This is a genomic window from Gilliamella sp. Pas-s27 (genome assembly GCF_009795865.1).
GTDB lineage: Bacteria > Pseudomonadota > Gammaproteobacteria > Enterobacterales > Orbaceae > Gilliamella.
Genome location: NZ_WTEW01000012.1, coordinates 1 through 18,959, shown reverse-complemented (window position 1 = coordinate 18,959; position 18,959 = coordinate 1). Strand labels below are relative to the sequence as shown.

The 18,959-nt window shown below is 34.3% G+C and carries 13 protein-coding genes and 1 riboswitch; of the genes, 7 read left to right on the top strand and 6 right to left on the bottom strand.

Annotation, left to right across the window (positions count from 1 at the left end; genetic code table 11):
• Positions 1-156 precede the first annotated feature (156 nt).
• The 5 genes from rph to GQ589_RS06015 all read left to right on the top strand — a co-directional run bounded on the left by rph (position 157) and on the right by GQ589_RS06015 (position 7,782).
• On the top strand, positions 157-873 hold the full coding sequence (gene rph, locus GQ589_RS06035) for a ribonuclease PH (RefSeq protein ID WP_160400845.1): 717 nt from the start codon (positions 157-159) through the stop codon (positions 871-873).
• A gap of 13 nt (positions 874-886) precedes the next feature.
• Positions 887-1,534 (top strand): orotate phosphoribosyltransferase, encoded by a 648-nt coding sequence (gene pyrE / locus GQ589_RS06030; RefSeq protein WP_160400846.1) that lies wholly within the window; start codon positions 887-889, stop codon positions 1,532-1,534.
• A gap of 262 nt (positions 1,535-1,796) precedes the next feature.
• On the top strand, positions 1,797-3,362 hold the full coding sequence (locus GQ589_RS06025) for a type I restriction-modification system subunit M (RefSeq protein ID WP_160425131.1): 1,566 nt from the start codon (positions 1,797-1,799) through the stop codon (positions 3,360-3,362).
• Complete coding sequence (locus tag GQ589_RS06020; RefSeq protein WP_160425129.1) at positions 3,359-4,615, top strand: restriction endonuclease subunit S; 1,257 nt, start codon at positions 3,359-3,361, stop codon at positions 4,613-4,615. The genes GQ589_RS06025 and GQ589_RS06020 overlap by 4 nt, the downstream gene beginning before the upstream one ends.
• Positions 4,616-4,683: 68 nt before the next feature.
• Entirely contained in the window at positions 4,684-7,782 is a 3,099-nt protein-coding gene (locus GQ589_RS06015; RefSeq protein WP_160400849.1) for a type I restriction endonuclease subunit R, read from the top strand.
• 71 nt (positions 7,783-7,853) lie between these two features.
• On the opposite strand, the gene GQ589_RS06010 is transcribed toward GQ589_RS06015, so the two are convergent.
• On the bottom strand, positions 7,854-8,558 hold the full coding sequence (locus tag GQ589_RS06010) for a GntR family transcriptional regulator (RefSeq protein WP_160425128.1): 705 nt from the start codon (positions 8,556-8,558) through the stop codon (positions 7,854-7,856).
• Between the two features lie 175 nt (positions 8,559-8,733).
• Here GQ589_RS06010 and GQ589_RS06005 point away from each other — a divergent pair, with 175 nt between their 5' ends.
• On the top strand, positions 8,734-10,605 hold the full coding sequence (locus GQ589_RS06005; protein WP_160412875.1) for a glucose PTS transporter subunit IIA: 1,872 nt from the start codon (positions 8,734-8,736) through the stop codon (positions 10,603-10,605).
• Positions 10,606-10,618: 13 nt separating this feature from the next.
• Positions 10,619-12,055, top strand: coding sequence for a 6-phospho-beta-glucosidase (locus GQ589_RS06000; RefSeq protein WP_160425126.1), 1,437 nt, complete (start codon positions 10,619-10,621; stop codon positions 12,053-12,055).
• Positions 12,056-12,134: 79 nt separating this feature from the next.
• Here GQ589_RS06000 and dinB read toward each other — a convergent pair whose 3' ends face one another.
• From dinB to thiB, 5 genes are all read right to left on the bottom strand, one after another.
• On the bottom strand, positions 12,135-13,190 hold the full coding sequence (dinB, locus tag GQ589_RS05995) for a DNA polymerase IV (protein ID WP_160425124.1): 1,056 nt from the start codon (positions 13,188-13,190) through the stop codon (positions 12,135-12,137).
• A gap of 83 nt (positions 13,191-13,273) precedes the next feature.
• Complete coding sequence (gene cptA, locus GQ589_RS05990; RefSeq protein WP_160412881.1) at positions 13,274-14,980, bottom strand: phosphoethanolamine transferase CptA; 1,707 nt, start codon at positions 14,978-14,980, stop codon at positions 13,274-13,276.
• Positions 14,981-15,156: 176 nt separating this feature from the next.
• Complete coding sequence (gene thiQ, locus GQ589_RS05985; protein WP_160425122.1) at positions 15,157-15,867, bottom strand: thiamine ABC transporter ATP-binding protein ThiQ; 711 nt, start codon at positions 15,865-15,867, stop codon at positions 15,157-15,159.
• Positions 15,851-17,497 carry a thiamine/thiamine pyrophosphate ABC transporter permease gene (gene thiP / locus GQ589_RS05980; RefSeq protein ID WP_160425120.1) on the bottom strand — a complete coding sequence of 549 codons (1,647 nt, stop codon included), beginning with the start codon at positions 17,495-17,497 and terminating at the stop codon, positions 15,851-15,853. The genes thiQ and thiP overlap by 17 nt, the downstream gene beginning before the upstream one ends.
• Entirely contained in the window at positions 17,442-18,446 is a 1,005-nt protein-coding gene (gene thiB, locus GQ589_RS05975) for a thiamine ABC transporter substrate binding subunit (protein WP_160425118.1), read from the bottom strand. Before thiB ends, thiP begins: the two co-directional genes overlap by 56 nt.
• 40 nt (positions 18,447-18,486) lie before the next feature.
• Positions 18,487-18,595, bottom strand: a riboswitch (TPP riboswitch).
• Between the last annotated feature and the right edge of the window lie 364 nt (positions 18,596-18,959).

Below are 18,959 nucleotides of genomic sequence, written 5' to 3'. Positions count from 1 at the left end.
ATAACATCCTAAAATTGTAAAAAACTTGCTGGGCATTGTACCATAAATTCTGTATAATGCGCTCTTAGCTTAGGCTAAACATTGACTTATCTTGTTGATGTCCTCCTAAATGATTAACTCAAAACTAATTTTAAACAGAAACTGTTGGAGATATGCATGCGCCCTTCTGGTCGATCTGCGGAACAAGTCCGCCCAATCAAAATAACCCGTCATTATACTAAGCATGCAGAAGGTTCTGTATTAGTTGAATTTGGTGAAACCAAAGTACTTTGTAATGCCTCTGTTGAAGATGGGGTTCCTCGCTTTTTAAAAGGACAAGGCCAAGGGTGGGTAACCGCTGAATACGGTATGTTACCTCGTGCAACCAATTCAAGAACACAGCGTGAAGCCGCTAAAGGTAAGCAAACAGGCCGAACAATGGAAATTCAACGCCTTATTGCTCGCTCATTACGAGCAATGATTGACTTAAAGCTACTAGGCGAACATACCATTACACTTGATTGTGATGTTATTCAAGCCGATGGCGGTACTCGAACAGCATCAATTACTGGTGCTTGCGTTGCTTTAAATGATGCTATTAATCAAATGCTAGCAAATGGAAAAATCAAACAAAACCCAATAAAATCGTTAGTTGCGGCTGTTTCTGTTGGTATTGTTGAAGGGGAAGCGCTTTGTGATTTGGAATACATAGAAGATTCAAACGCCGAAACCGATATGAATGTTATTATGACCGATGATGGACGAATCATTGAAATACAAGGCACTGCAGAAGGCGAGCCATTTAGCCATGAAGAGTTATTACAATTATTAGCATTAGCAAAAAATGGGATAGCGACCATTATTGATGCTCAAAAACAAGCCTTAAAAGATTAATTGGAGAAAATCAATGAAATCATACAAAAGTGAATTTATTGAATTTGCATTAAATAGACAAGCCTTAAAATTTGGTGAATTTACTCTAAAATCAGGTAGAAAAAGCCCTTACTTTTTTAATGCAGGTTTATTTAATACAGGAAAAGATCTTGCATTGTTAGGCCGTTTTTATGCTGCCGCATTGATGGATGCTCATTTAGAGTATGATGTAATTTTTGGTCCTGCTTATAAAGGTATTCCAATCGTTTCATCAACCGTGGTTGCCCTTTCTGAACACCATAATGTTGATGTGCCTTATTGCTTTAACCGCAAAGAAGCCAAAGATCACGGTGAGGGTGGTAACTTAGTCGGTAGCTCTATTTATGAACAACGCGTCATGTTAGTTGATGATGTAATTACCGCCGGTACCGCAATTCGTGAATCTATGCGGATCTTAGAAGACAATAAATCTAAACTTGCTGGCGTATTGATCTGCCTTGATCGCCAAGAAAAAGGACGCGGTGAATTATCAGCCATTCAAGAAATTAAACAAACTTATCACTGTGATGTTATTTCAATTATTACGTTAGATGATTTGATCCAATATCTTTACAAAGATCCAACTCGCAAAGATCAAGTGGGGCTTGTTGAAGCATATCGTAATGAGTATGGAATAAAATAAACCCTCTCCTATTTGGTATACTTTTTTGTTGTATACTTCTGCTCGATAAAAAAGCATCGAAAGGTGCTTTTTGTTTTTTAGGCTATAAAACTCTACTTTTATAATTTACTTTTGGTTAAAATACCTGTCTATTTGAATACAATAAAAAATAAATATTTATTATTTGTTTATCGCATTTAAAATAATGTAAAACTAATGTTGACACATAAAGTTAATTTACATTGACTAGATATACTCCATTTCATACAGGAAGATAAAAAATATGAGTTTAATTGATTCCCAATCAAGCAACAGCAGTCAACAACGCGATCAGCTACAACGCCAAATATGGAAAATTGCCGACGAGGTAAGAGGTGCTGTTGATGGGTGGGATTTTAAGCAGTATGTGCTTGGCTCTCTGTTTTACCGCTTTATTAGTGAGAATTTTGCCAATTATATTCAAGCTGACGATGACAGTATCGATTACAGTACATTACCTGATGATGTTATTACCGATGAAATAAAAAAAGACGCAATAAAAACTAAAGGTTATTTTATTTATCCTAGCCAATTATTTTGTAAAATTGTAGCGGAAGCAAACACCAATCCCAGTTTAAATACTGACTTAGCTAATATTTTTAATGCCATTGAAAGCTCAGCTATTGGCTACCCTTCAGAAAGCGATATTAAAGGATTATTTGCCGATTTTGATACCACCAGTAATCGATTAGGAAATAACGTTGCCGATAAAAATAAACGATTAGCTGCAGTACTTAATGGTGTGGCCGAACTTGATTTTGGTGATTTTAAAGATAATCAAATCGATCTGTTTGGTGATGCTTATGAGTATTTGATCTCTAATTATGCTTCGAATGCGGGTAAATCAGGAGGCGAATTTTTTACACCGCCGAATGTGTCAAAATTAATCTCACAACTCGCTTTACATAACCAAAAGACTGTAAATAAAATCTATGATCCAGCAGCAGGTTCTGGTTCTTTGTTATTACAGGCAAAAAAGCAGTTTGAAGATCATATTATTGAGGATGGATTCTTCGGTCAAGAAATCAACCATACTACCTATAACCTTGCCCGTATGAATATGTTTTTACATAATATCAATTACAATAAATTCGAAATCGCACTAGGTGACACGCTAATTAACCCTCATTTTGGTGATGAAAAGCCATTTGATGCCATTGTGTCTAATCCGCCTTATTCAATTAAATGGATTGGTAGTGATGATCCAACATTAATTAACGATGACCGCTATGCACCTGCAGGTGTGCTTGCGCCAAAATCCAAAGCTGATTTTGCTTTTATTATGCATGCATTAAGTTATCTATCCGATCGCGGTCGCGCAGCAATTATCACCTTTCCCGGGATTTTTTATCGTGGCGGTGCAGAACAAAAAATTCGCAAATATTTGGTCGACAATCATTATGTTGAAACCGTAATATCGCTCGCTCCAAACTTATTTTATGGTACATCAATTGCGGTTAATATTCTGGTGCTTGCCAAAAATAAAACCGTCAAAACCACACAATTTATTGATGCCAGCAAACTGTTTAAAAAAGAGACCAATAATAATGTTCTAACCGACGAACATATTCAAGAAATTATGCAAGTATTTGCTAGTAAGCAAGATATCCAATATTTCGCTAAATCAGTTGATAACCAAACCATTGCCGACAATGACTATAATCTATCAGTCGGCTCGTATGTTGAAGCCGAAGATACTCGAGAAATAATTGATATCACTCAGCTTAATATCGAAATAAAAGAAACTGTGGCTAAAATTGATAGCTTACGCACTCAAATTGATGCAATTGTGGCGGAGATTGAGGGATGATTAAGCATAATAATATAATTGAATTTCTGAAAGGTGTTGAGGTTGAGTGGAAGGCTTTGAGCACTGTTGCCCAATATGTTAGAGGGCTAACTTATAACAAAAAAAATGAAAGCGACAATAGCATAGGATATAAAGTACTACGTGCAAATAATATTACACTATCAAACAGTACGCTAAACTTTAATGATGTTAAAATTATCAATTTGGATACAAAAGTTAAAGATACACAAAAACTTTATAAAAATGATATTTTAATAAGCGCTGCAAGTGGAAGCCGTGAACACGTTGGGAAAGTTGCTTTCATAACTAATGATATAGATTACTATTTCGGTGGATTTATGGGCGTGATTAGAAGTTCAAACAAAATCTACCCTCGTTATTTATTCCACATTTTAACAAGTAAAATTTTTCAAAATTATCTAAATGAAATGTTGAATAGCTCAACTATAAATAATTTAAGTTCAAAGATTATGGAGGGATTCCAAATCCCCATTCCCCCTCTACACATTCAAACTGAAATAGTCCGTATTTTAGACACATTCACAGCCCTCACAGCAGAGCTCACAGCAGAGCTCACAGCAGAGCTTACTGCACGGAAAACACAATACAACTATTATCGAGATAAATTGTTGACCTTTAAAGAGGAGAAGGTTGAGTGGAAGGCTTTAAAGGAGGTTGGTCAATTAATTCGTGGTAATGGATTACAAAAGAAAGACTTTACCGAAACAGGCGTGCCTGCTATTCATTATGGGCAAATTTATACTTACTATGGAACTTTTGCTACTGAAACTAAATCATTTGTTTCATCTGAATTAGCAAAAAAATTAAAAAAAGCTAAATATGGCGATATTTTACTTGCGGGAACAAGTGAAAATATTAAAGATGTGATGACTCCTTTAGGATGGCTTGGTGGAGAAATTGTTTTTTCTGGAGATATGTACGCATTCAGACCTAATAATGCAGTTAATACTAAATATTTAACATATCTTTTACAGACAACCCATTTCCAGAAGTTTAAAAAAAAATATGCTAACGGTACTAAAGTAATTCGTATCCAATCTGAAAAGTTTTTAACCTTTAAAATCCCCATTCCCCCACTCAAGGAACAAGCCCGTATTGTCAAAATTCTAGATAAATTCGATGCGCTCACCAATTCAATCACCGAAAGTTTACCGCGTGAGATTGCATTACGTCAAAAACAGTACGAATATTACCGTAATTTATTATTGGATTTTCCTAAAGTAGAAGAATAAATAACAGATAAAATACAAATAACTAACTAGTAGAATAAAATTACAATTTTAAACATTTGGAATAGACTATGACGACTTATACAACCCCCATCGCCGAAACCAATGGTTATATTATTTTAGATAACTACAACAAGCTTGAAGAGCCAGCTGCTGCTTATCAAACCGAAAATCAATTAGAAAACGAATTTATTCATGACTTAACTCGGCAGGGTTATGAATATTTGCCAAACTTAAATACGCACGAAAAGTTGTTGGCAAATATTCGCGTTCAGTTACAAACACTTAACAATATGCAGTTTACTGATGCGGAATGGCAGCGGTTTGTTTTGGAATATTTGGATAAACCCAATGAGTCGATGGTTGATAAAAGTCGTAAAATCCACCACAATCATATTTATGATTTTGTGTTTGATGATGGTCATATTCAAAATATTTATCTACTTGATAAAAAAACACTTAAAAATAATAAATTACAAGTTATTCACCAATTTCAACAAGCGGGTAGTTATGCCAATCGTTATGATGTTACTATTTTAGTTAATGGCTTGCCTTTAATACAAGTCGAATTAAAAAAACGGGGTATTGCGATCCGCGAAGCATTTAATCAAGTCCATCGTTATAGTAAAGAAAGCTTTAATCAAGATAATTCGTTATTTAAATATTTGCAAATGTTTGTGATTTCAAACGGTACGGATACTCGCTACTTTGCTAATACCACCAAGCGTGATAAAAATAGCTTCGACTTTACCATGAATTGGGCAAATGTAAAAAACGAACCGATTAAAGACTTAAAAGATTTTACTGCAACGTTTTTTGCTAGTCGTACTTTGTTGAGTGTACTTATTACCTACTCAGTTTTGGATGTCAATGATACTTTGTTAATTATGCGTCCTTACCAAATCGCCGCAACCGAACGGATTTTGTGGCAAATTACTAGTGCATATCATGCCAAAAATTGGAGTACGCTTCAAAGTGGTGGCTTTATTTGGCACACAACGGGATCAGGTAAAACACTAACCAGTTTTAAAGCAGCTCGTTTAGCCACTGAACTTGAATTTATCGATAAAGTCTTTTTTGTGGTGGATCGTAAAGATCTGGATTATCAAACCATGAAAGAGTATCAAAAATTTTCAAAAGATAGTGTGAATGGTTCAAACAGCACCGCTGGGCTTAAGCGTAACATTGAAAAAACAGACAATAAAATTATTGTTACTACCATTCAAAAACTCAATAATTTGATCAAAAGCGAAGATGACTTAGCGATCTATGATAAACACGTTGTATTTATTTTTGACGAAGCTCACCGCTCACAATTTGGCGAAGCTCAAAAAAACTTAAAGCGTAAATTTAAAAAATATTATCAATTTGGCTTTACTGGTACGCCAATTATGCCTATTAATGCTCAAGGAGCACAAACAACAGCAGATGTATTTGGACGTGAACTACATGCTTATGTATTAACCGATGCAATTCGTGACGAAAAAGTATTAAAATTTAAAGTTGATTATAACGATGTGCGTCCGAATTTTAAATCAATAGAGCAAGAACAAAATCTTGAAAAACTCAGCGCTGCCGAAAATAAAAAAGCCCTGCTTCACCCAAACCGTATAGAGCAAATCACACAATATATTTTGAATAATTTTAAACAAAAAACCCACCGCTTAATGGGCAAGGACAAAGGGTTCAATGCCATGTTTGCAGTGAGTAGTGTGGACGCAGCTAAACTCTATTATGAATCATTCAAAAAATTACAAAAAGGTGTAAACCAACCGTTAAAAATAGCCACGATATTTTCTTATTCTGCTAATGAAGAACAAGATGCTCAAGGTAATTTTGCCGATGAAAGTTTTGAAATAGATGCCTTAAATCAGAGTGCCAAAGAGTTTTTAGCAATGGCTATTGATGACTATAACCAGGAATTTAAGTCAAACTATGATGTCAGCAGTGAGCAGTTTCAGAACTATTATCGCGATTTATCTTTAAAAGTAAAAAATAAAGAAATTGATTTATTAATTGTGGTTGGTATGTTTTTAACTGGCTTTGATGCGCCAACGCTTAATACTTTATTTGTTGATAAAAATTTACGGTATCATGGGTTAATTCAAGCCTTTTCACGCACTAATCGTATTTATAATGCGACCAAAACCTTTGGTAATATTGTGGCGTTTCGTGACTTAGAGCAAGCAACTATTGATGCGATTAAAACATTTGGTAAAAGTAACACTCGTGAAGTAGTGCTAGAAAAAAGTTATGATGAATATATGCATGGGTTTACTGATAATTCAGGTCAGTTCCATCATGGATATTTAGCAATCGTTACAGAATTACAAGAAAAATTTCCTCACCCTGATGAAATCATTACCGAAAAAGATAAAAAAGCGTTTGTTAAATTGTTTGGCGAATACTTGCGCGCTGACAACGTATTGCAAAATTATGACGAATTTGTTGCATTAAAGGCTTTTCAACAGTTAGATATGACAGACGAGCAAGCAGTTTTAGAGTTTAAAAATAAGCATTATGTGACAGATGAAGATCTGCAAAAAATGCAAACAGTTAAACTACCTACTGATCGTGCAATACAAAATTATCGTTCAACTTATAATGATATTCGCGATTGGCTACGCCGAGAAAAAGAAGCCAATCAGCAAGATAATCAAAGAATTGATTGGGATGATGTGGTTTTCGAAATTGATCTATTAAAATCACAAGAGATTAATTTGGATTATATTCTTGAGTTAATTTATGAACAAAATAAACAAGAAAAAACCAAACAAGATATTGTCGAAGATGCTCAGCGCTTAATTCGTTCAAGTTTAGAAAATCGTGCTAAAGAAGAACTTGTTGTTGAATTTATTAAACAAACGGATCTTGATGCTATTCCAAATAAAGCCTCAATTATTGATGCATTCTTCTTGTATGCACAGCAAGAGTTGCTAGCAGAACTAAATGCCTTAATTGTAGAAGAAAACTTAAATGAAGCTGAAACCAAACGTTATATTACCTCATCATTAAAACGAGAATATGCATCTGAAAATGGCACAGAGTTAAATGAAATTCTACCAAAAATGAGCCCACTCAATCCGCAATATTTAATCAAAAAGCGCAGGGTATTTGAAAGAATAGCCGCATTGGTTGAAAAATTTAAAGGTGTCGGTGGTAAAATTTAACTTTTTAGCAATTATAAGAACAGGAGCCTGATATTTGGCTCCTATTCTTAATTAAAACTTAATAGATAAAATCACTTAGAATGATTTTGTACACAAAATCTTGCATTTTCGTAGTGGTAAATGATGGTTGAAAAGTCAAAAGGTTCGCCTGCTGTGGTATAAAAGACCTCTTCTACGTAGAGTGCGGGTTCCCCCGCTTGTAGACCAAGATATTGAGCGGTTTCGGTATCAAGTTTGATTACTTGGAAATATTTATCAGAAAAACCAATATTGATATTATAATTGTCTTGAATGTAACTAAAAATTGAGTTCTCAACAATTTCTTTATTCAAGTAATTGATTAATTTTTTTCGATAATAAGATTTCTCGAGGCCATATAATTTACCATCAACATAGCGCAAGCGTTTAATAAAATAAACGTCTTCACCGTCATCACACTGTAAATTATCTTTTACCTTTGAATTTGGTTTAATAAGATCAACATTAAGAACTTTGGATATGCCATAAGTGTCATCTAAATCAACCGTAAACCCATGGCTTTGTAAAAAGTTTAGGTAGCCTCTTTTTTTACGTTGACGTACAAAAATACCACTACCTTGCACTTGGTAAATCACCCCTTGTCGCTCAAGACAATCAAGTGCTTTGATAATTGTGCTACGACTAACCTGATATTGGTTAATTAATCCCTCAATATTATCAAGTTGCGCCCCTTTGGGTAATTGTTGTTGATAAATCATTTGTTTAATTTTTTTTGCAACGTATTGATATTTAATCATTTATGTTTTTTGTTATTCAATGGAGACTTGATAGTTATTCTATATAGGTTATATTGAGTTTTAAATTAAATTAACTAAAAAAGAGATCTAGATCACAAACAATATAATTGGTCATTAACAATTTAAAATTTCAGACTAAGATAAACGCATTATCTTGCTTTAAGGAGCTAAATCAATGTCATCAAAAATTAGAGACTATAACAAACTAGCTGTTGATATTTTAAATGAACTAGGAGGTGAAAATAATATTGTGACGGTTGCGCGTTGTGCAACGCGTCTTCGCCTTGTAACAAAAACAACCCCAGATCAAGCAAAAGAAAACATAGCAAAATTACCTGGTGTTATCACTGTGGTTGAAAAAGGAGGACAAATTCAAGTTGTAATTGGTACTAACGTTGATAAAGTCTATAATGCATTTATTCAGCTTGTTAATACGAATAACAATATTGAAGCTAGCAGTGATAATAACATCTTAAATCAAATCATTGCGACAATGTCGGCAGTATTTGCCCCATTTGTCTATATTCTAGCTGCATCAGGGATTTTGCAAGGTATCTTGATTTTAATCAAATTGGCTTGTCCTGAGCTAGAGAAAACTGGAACTTTTCAGATATTCAATTTTATCTCTTGGGCACCTTTTGTTTTTTTACCTATTTTTATTGCCATTACTGCTTCACAGCATTTTCGTTGTAATTTATATATCGCAGTTGCATGTTGTGCAGCACTGTTATCACCAACATGGACTGAATTTGCAAAGCTAATAAGCGAAGGGCAAGAAATTGATCTATTTGGTATTGCGCTATCAAAAACCACTTATGCCTCAACCGTTTTACCGCCGCTATTTTTAGTTTGGTTGCTCTCTTATTTAGAGCGGTTTTTGGAACCTCGCTTGCACAGCATTATCAAACCTGTTTTACTACCATTATTTAGTCTTGTTATTATGGTTCCACTAACATTACTTATTGTTGGTCCATTAACTGCCTATGGTGCACAATACATTGCTAATGGTTATAATTGGTTTGTCAGTCTAGCACCTTCAGTTGCAGGCGGAATCATAGGTGCAGTTTGGCAAGTTTTTGTAATTTTTGGGGTACATTGGGGTATCACGCCAGTTATCGTTGAAAACTTTAAACAATATGGTCAAGATTCTTTCCAAGCATTCCAAACCATTGCCGTTATTGGTCAAGTCGGTGCAGCATTAGGGTTTTATTTAAAAACAAAAACACAAGAGATGAAAGGCATTTCATTATCCGCTTTTATCACTGGATTATTTGGTATAACCGAACCTGCTATTTATGGTGTTAATTTACGTTTTAAAAAGCCATTTATTTATGGCTGTATCTCAGCTGCTTGTGGTGGTATTGTTGCTGGATTCTTTGCGCCTCACTATGTTGCCTATGCGGGCTTACCAGGTCCATTGACTATTGTCAACGCAATTAGTCCTCATAATTCAGGTTCATTTTGGGGTGTTTTAATTGGATCAGGTATTGCTTTATTTGGACCTGTTTTATTAATCCAAATATTTGGTACAGGTGAAACAGAACAAGATATAGCTAACATTAAAGATGATACCCCCAAAGTATTACTAGACGAGGTTGAAATTACAAGTCCAATGACAGGTAAAGCCTTACCGCTAAGCGAAGTGCCAGACCCTGCTTTTGCGCAAAAGCTAATGGGTGAAGGAATTGCCATTGAACCAACCGATAACCACGTTTATGCACCTTTCGATGCCGAAGTCACAGCCGTGTTTGAAAGTTCTAAACATGCCATTGGTTTAACATTAGATAACGGTGTTGAGTTATTAATTCATGTCGGTATTGATACCGTTAATTTAACTAATAATGAGTTTGAATATCACATTGAATTAAATCAAAAAGTGAAAAAAGGAGATTTGCTAATTAGCTTTAATCCTGATGCTATTAAACAAGCAGGTTATCCATTAATTACGCCAATTATTATTGTTAACACTGATCAATACCAATTAATTTCATTAACCGATAAAACTGACGTAACGATTGATGATATCATATTTAAAATTAAGCAATAACAAGGAATCAAAAATGACAAAAAAACCATTTTTATGGGGCGGTGCTTTAGCTGCTCACCAATTTGAAGGCGGTTGGAACGAAGGCGGTAAAGGCCCAAGCGTTGTTGATGTCATGACAGCAGGCGCACATGGTGTACCAAGGCAAATCACGCAAGATATTGAAGCGGGTAAATTTTATCCAAACCATACAGCAATTGATTTTTATCATCATTATAAAGAAGATATTAAGCTTTTTGCTGAATTAGGCCTTAAATGTTTACGCACTTCGATTGCTTGGACACGAATTTTTCCAAAAGGTGATGAGCTTGAACCAAATGAAGAAGGTCTACGTTTTTATGATAATGTTTTTGATGAATTGATTGCTAATGGAATTGAGCCTGTCATTACCTTATCGCATTTTGAAATACCTTTACATATTGCTCGCCATTATGGTGGCTTCCGTAACCGAAAAACAGTTGAATTTTTTGAGCGTTTTGCCATTACTTGCTTTGAACGTTATAAACATAAAGTAAAATATTGGATGACGTTTAATGAAATCAATAACCAAATGGATACCAGTAATCCAATCTTCTTTTGGACAAATTCTGGCGTGCAAGTCAAACCAGGCGAAAATCGACAAGAAGTACTTTACCAAGTTGCTCATTATGAACTTTTAGCCAGTGCTAAAGCAGTAATAGCTGGTAAAAAAATCAATCCTGATTTTCAAATTGGTTGTATGATTTCTCATGTACCAATTTATCCATTTTCATGCAATCCTGAAGATATGATGGCATCAGAAATTGCAATGCATCAACGATTCTTCTTCCCTGATGTTCATGTTCGTGGCTATTATCCAGCTTATGCATTAAAAGAGTTTAAACGAGAAGGTTATAAACTTGATATTACTGACGAAGACTTAGCCTGTTTGAAAAAAGGTACTGTTGATTACATTGGTTTTAGCTATTATATGTCCACTGTTGTGAAAGCTGATGCAAAAAATGATAACCGCGATAATATCGTTAACGGTGCCTTACCGAATGCAGTTGAAAACCCTTATATCAAAAGCAGTGATTGGGGATGGCCAATTGACCCAGAAGGCTTACGTTATACATTAAATCGCCTGTATGATCGTTACCAATTACCTTTATTTATTGTTGAAAACGGTTTTGGGGCTATTGATGAACTCGAAAACGGCAATCAAGTACATGACAAACCGCGTATTGAATACCTAGGCGCGCATATCAAAGCTATGCAAACAGCTATAGATTATGATGGCGTTGATGTTATGGGGTATACCGCTTGGGGAATTATTGATGTTGTTTCATTTACTACCGGCGAAATGAAAAAACGTTATGGTGTGATTTATGTTGATCGTGACAATGAAGGAAACGGCAGCATGAAACGTTATAAAAAAGATTCATTTGAATGGTATAAGAAAGTCATTAGCACCAATGGGAAAAATTTAAAATAATAATTATCGATTAATTATTATTGTATTATGAGGATGTTTTAAGGCTTTACCAACATCCTCTTTTTTTAAGAGCCAACAACTAAAATGGAAAAATCAGTTGCTTTTCAACTTGAGGATCGATTAACGTCACATGAAACCCAATTAGCCGAACACCTCGACCATTACGCCGTTCTAACCAAACTTTATGTGCTTGCTCAATTAAATCGGCTTTATCTAATTTAGACCACACATGTTCTTGTGTTGTTAGTTGAAAATCATCAAACTTAAATTTGACACCTTGCCGAGCTATAGACAGATCAGCACGCACTTTGCCTAATCGTTTTTCAAGCTCTTCAAATAATGGGTCAAACTCCAATAAACACGCATTCCAAGTATGAATATCATCAGTTAAAGTACGCTCTACCCCAACCGATTTACGTTGTCTATCACTACAAACTTCACGACCATCAATGCCTTGGCATCGTTCATGCAATATTCGCCCAAATTTACCAAATTGATTAAATAGTTTTGTGATATCGTAATTAACGACATCCTTACATACAAATAATCCCAACTGTGCTAACTTCTTTTCTGTAACTTTACCCACTCCAGGAATTTTTTTTAAAGGAAGCTTTTCAATAAAGCTATCAACTTCATCGGGTGTTATCACATATTGACCATTAGGCTTGTTCATATCAGAAGCCACTTTGGCAAGAAATTTAAGTGGCGCAACGCCAGCTGATGCTGTTAATTCAAGTTCATTAAAAATAGCTTGGCGAATGTCTTGAGCAATCAGGGTAGCAGAACCATGACAAAGTTTGCAATCAGTCACATCAAGATAGGCCTCATCAAGCGATAGTACCTCAATAGAGTTAGTATACCGTTTAAAGATTTGATGAATCTGTTTTGACACTTCTTTATAAACAGCATGCCTACCGGGTATTATTTTAAGATTAGGACACTGTTTTATAGCCTGTGCCATTGACATAGCACTATGTATACCGTATTGGCGAGCTAAATAATTAGCGGTAGCAACCACTCCACGTTTACGAGGATCCCCCCCTACCGCAATAGGCATATTACGATAACGGGGATTATCCCTCATTTCAACAGCGGCATAAAAACAATCCATATCAACATGAATGATTTTTCGCATAAATTGGTTCACAACATCTAAAAAACACACTGTATAAATATACAATATCACAATTTGAACTGTTGTGTAAATAACCTTTGTAATTACTTATCTAATTTATCAAAATCAATTAAACCATTTTTATCATAAGGATCACCAATCCAACGTATTGATTGATGAAAATTAGGATTAACAACACTTTTTTCAGGAACATATAAGTTATAACTTAATCCTGCTAAATCAGACCAAGTGTGAATCAAATCTTGTGTACTAAATTTGCGATCCACATAATTTTGATAATTATTTGGATGCGTTTTTGCCCATGTTGGTGATTGCCAAAGCATAAATGGTATAGTATACATAGTGCGTGTTGGTGCTTTTTCGTTCCGCCCCAAAATATTGTGCGGTGGTGTTTGATAAACATCTTCGCCATGATCTGAAAAATACAATATAAACCCATTTTCTTGACTATTTTTAAAAATATTAAAAAGCGTTGTTGTAACGTAATCGTTATAACTTATTGCGTTATCGTAGGTATTGTAGATACTCACTTTATCGTTATCTATATTAAATGAAATGCCCGTTTTATCTTTAAAACGATCATGCTCACCATCTTTTGGATAACGAAATTCGTATTTCATATGCGTTCCGAGCAAGTGAATAACAATAAATTTCTTTTCACTTGGATCAGTTAATACTTTTTTAAATGGTTCAAATACAGACTCATCATATCGTCTTGCGCTTTGATTACGATCATTATTCATATAAAATTGTTCATCAGTTTGCTGAGAAAACATTGTTAACATCGTATTACGTCGCGTCATTGTCTGTTGATTGGTGATCCAAAACGTCTTATAACCCGCCTGTTTCATTAAATGCATTAAAGAAGGTGTTTTTAAGTATAAATCAGGATGTTGCTCATCAGCAAAAGTTAACGCCTGTTGCAAAATTTCAATGGTATAAGGTCTTGATGAAATCACATCATTAAATATCACAAAATCTGGATTATCTTTTTTGAACTGCTCAATTTGTGGTGTGGTATCCCGTTCATAGCCATAAATCCCCATTCGATTACGTGTTGTTGACTCACCGATTACGAGCACTAATGTTCTTGGAGTATTGCCGTTAGCATCTGTTAAGTTTTCTAACGGTGGTAACGTTTGTAAATGGTTTAAAATATCTTCCATATTAGATAGTTGTGTCCGATAAGCCAAATAACTATTAAGAAGTTGCCATGGTACGGTTGTTTCCATACGGGTTAACAAATGAGATCCCGCTTTCCTAATAGAGGAGTTTTTGATTGTAACGCTAATAAACACCGGCATAACGGCATAAATCACAATTAATAGTGATGTAATCCATTTAGTATGTTTTTTGACATAAACTGGTTTTACTTTAGTCCAAAGATAAACACCAACCAAGCTATAAATAATCAGAACAGCCACTAATTTAAAGCTCAAATATTGTTGAATAAACTCACTAGATTCCGTAAAGTTTGATTCGGCCATAATAAAAAACACACTTTGCGAAAACTCCTGCCGATAAATAATAAAATAACCAACAGGAATTAAAGATAAAATTCCCACAATCCCACCAAAAACAGTCGCAATTTTTCGTGTATAATTAGGAAAAATCAAAATAGGAATAAGCCAAATCAGACTATAAATAATAGAATCACGCAACCCAATGACATTAGAATGACCAGAAAAGAAAATATACAGTTGTAATGCACTAGAAAAATAAGTAAAAAATAAAATATCAAAGATAAGCGCTGACCAACTAAGTGAACGATTTGCTTTAGTATTTTGCATAGAGATTGAATAAGTATAGTTATTAATCATTTGTAACAATCTACACAAAATAGATTAATAAAACCTTAAGATATAACTGTATGAATTTAAATTAACAACAAACTAAATAATTGGAAGTTAATTTATAAAAAAATAGACAAACAAATAGCAAAAAGCCTTTATTTAGGCTCTAGCAACTACTCTTTATTGAAATTAAAACCCAACATTTTGGCAATATGATTATTTTCAGATTGTTTTAATTGATTTGGCAAACCATTAAAGACAATCTGCCCATTATCTACCACCAAACAATGTGAAAAATAACCTAGAAAATCACCTATATGATGCGATACCATCATTAATGTCAAATTAAACTCATCACAAATTTGATTAACTAGTGCTAACATTTCAAAACGTAAGGCTTGATCGAGTGCAGAAAACGGTTCGTCTAACAATAAAATAGGACGCCGTTGAATTAGGCAGCGAGCTAAAGCAACACGTTGACATTGCCCACCAGATAACTGTTCAGGATAACGATTATTAAAGCCCATTAAACTGACTTTTGCTAATATATCATCAATGGTTTTCCGTTCAGACTCATTGAGTTTTAAACAAGGCCTAATACCTAGGCCAATATTTTGTTCAATAGTTAAATGACTAAATAAATTATTATGCTGGAATAAAATTGAAACAGGACGTTTACCTGGTAAAGTATTAGTCATGTTTTGATAATTAAGTAAGATATTACCAGAATTAGGTAAAATAAATCCCGCAATCAAACTTAACAGTGTACTTTTACCCGCACCACTTGGTCCCACAATCAGCACCTTATCTTTAGATGCAATTTTGATATCAAAATGCATTTTAAAATTATCATAATGATAATTAATTTTATTCAGTTCTATCATAATCTATCACTATCAATAAACTAAAAGATAATATTAACAATAAAGCAGCCGTTACGGTACTTTCTTGATAATGATAATGTGATATCTGCTCATATAAATAATAGGGTAGCGTAGTGACAGATTGACCACCAAACAACGCAATAATACCAAAATCCCCCAATGACAATATTGCTGCAAAAGCAAAACTCTGGACAATTAATTTTTTTAGTGCTTTATATTCAATTAAATAAAAATGCAAAAATCCATTAATATTAAGTGATTGGCTTAATTGCCAGTAACGTGATGTGACATCATACATAGGCATGGCAAGATTTTTTAATATAAAAGGTAATGCCATTAAACCATTACATAACATCATTAACCCACAAACAAAGGCTGAGCTATAAGCAAAAGGAAACAACAATAAAAATAAACCCGATGCTAATACCATACTTGGAATAATTAAAATCAGTGAACCAACTAACATTAACTGATTACTCCAACGTGTTTGCTGATTAATCAATAAACGGCTATTTGTATAAAGTAACAATAGCGCAAGCAACATAGCAATAATGGCAGAACCAAAGGCAATTAACAATGAAAACATGATAGCACGTTGAAAATCCATCGTTAAAAATACCCACTTAAAAGAACAAATACCCTCAACTAATATAATAACAATTGGTAGTAAAATAAATAATCCACCAATAGCAACAATTACCATACTCAACAACTTCAAATTCCACGAAACAGGCAAGTAGTAATACTTCCTAACGTAACGAACATTGATTTTTGGATGATGATTAATTTTTTGTATCAAGCACATAAAAAAGACACAACAAACTAGCTGCAAACAAGCCAAAAGCACAGCTTGAATTAAGTCAAAATCACGAATAGCTTGATAAATAGCAACTTCAAGTGTGGTATATTTAGGTCCACCGCCAAGTGCCAATGCTATAGCAAAACTAGAAAAACAAAGCATAAAAATAAGTGTCGCCATCGGAAATAATTGACGACACAATAGTGGCCATTCAACCAACTTAAAATAAGCAAAACTTGAAAAATTTAATTGCGCTGCTAATTGTTTTTGTTCAACCGGCACACTATTTAACGTTTGATAAAATAAACAACAAGCATATGGAAAATTGAGAAATACATGCGCCAGTAAAATACCTTTTAAGCCATAAATTGCCCCCCAAAATGGCACACCAAAATAATCAAAAATTGATGCAAATAAGCCATGTTGGCCATAAACAGACAATAACCCCGTAACCACAACCAGTGTAGGTAAAATGAAAGTAATAGGCATAATACGTAACAATATCCCCTTACCCCAAAAATTAACCAGAGATAAAGCCTTTGCCATTACTATAGCAAAAAAAATAGATAACAATGTCGATAATATTGCCTGATAAATTGTTATCCAAATAACATGCAACAAATAACCATCAAAATAGATAGTTAAATTACTAGATTTAATTGCATCTATGCAAAGTACAAATAACGCCGTACCTAATACAATTAAGATCAAGCTTGCAGCGCTAATACCTGGAAGTAACGTTTTTAATTTCAACATTAAACTAAATAAAATAAAGCTACTGGCTAATCGTGGTTTTCCATTCTCGTACCCATGCTTTTTGTTGATTTTCAATTTGCTTTGCATCAAACTCAAGTGCTTTATTAACAGGCTTAATTTGGTCAAAAGCATCAGGTAATGGAGCATTAACAATCGGATACATGATATTTTTTTCTGCAAATTGGCGCTGTACTTTAGAAGTTAATAAATATTGCAAAAAAGCACGCGCTAATTCAGGCTGCTGACTATACTTAGTAATGCCTGCCACTTCGACTTGACGGTAATGTCCTTCGTCAAAAATCGCAGCAACATAACGATGTTCATTATTATTCATAATATGCGCAACAGGCGAAGTGCTATAACTCAGCACAAAATCAGCCTCACCTTTCAAAAATAGACCATAAGCCTCACTCCAACCTTTTGTGACGGTCACTGTATTTTTAGCTATTTTTCTCCATGCTGATGAAGCATCATTACCGTATATATTCTTAACCCAAAATAACAGCCCCAAGCCAGGAGTACTAGTTCGAGGGTCTTGATAAATAATCTTCCAATTAGCTTTATTATCCACTAGTTCATGCATACTACGTGGGGGATTAGTGATCTTTTGTTGATCATAAATAAAAGCAAAATACCCAAAATCATAAGGCATAAAATCAGTATCCCACCAATCAATATTCAAATTATCAGGTTTACTTATTTTGTGGGGAACAACAATATTAGCCTTTTTAGCTTGCTCTAAAAGGTTACTATCTAATCCTAAAATCACATCAGCATTAGTTTTATCACCTTCAAGACGAATTCGATTCAAAATCGACACCCCATCGCCTAATGTAACAATCTCAAGTTCACAGTTACACTGTGCTTCAAATCCTTTTTCAATATCTTTCCCTGGTCCCCATTCTGAAATAAATGAATTGTAACTATAAACTGTCAAAATAGAACGTGTATTGGTAGCGTTGGCACAGCTGACCATAAAAAGAGTAGATAAGCCTAAAAATAAAAAATTATGCTTAAAAAACATTTTGCCTCCAAAATAGCAAATAAAAGACAAAAGGTTTGAGTAGGTGCAATAACTCAAATCCCTCCGCTGGCATGATCCAGTTCAGGTTCGACGGGTTACGTTAGTCAATCTAACATTCTCAGCCCTTCTGGGCACCCCGTTGAGAACGTTGAGTAGTTTAGTTGTTATAGAGAGGATTGTAAATAACGGAACAGATAAACTAAAAATATTACCTTTTAAACCCTAGATTAAAACATGAAATGCAATTTTAAACACGGTGGAGTGAAGAAAGTAGAAAGGTGATTTATACTAGCACCTTCGCACCACCACAGTTTGGAGATTGCTATGCATTATAATCACCTTTCTAGGCAGGAAAGAATAAAAAGATATAACCCTGCGACTCAATAGATATCCTGTAACGGTATACTTTTCTTGTAGACATTCTTAGCGGTATGATAAATCCTCAACAAAGGAGATTATCTGATGACAAGACAACTAAGTAGTGAATTTAAACGAGAGTGTGCAGAATTAGTT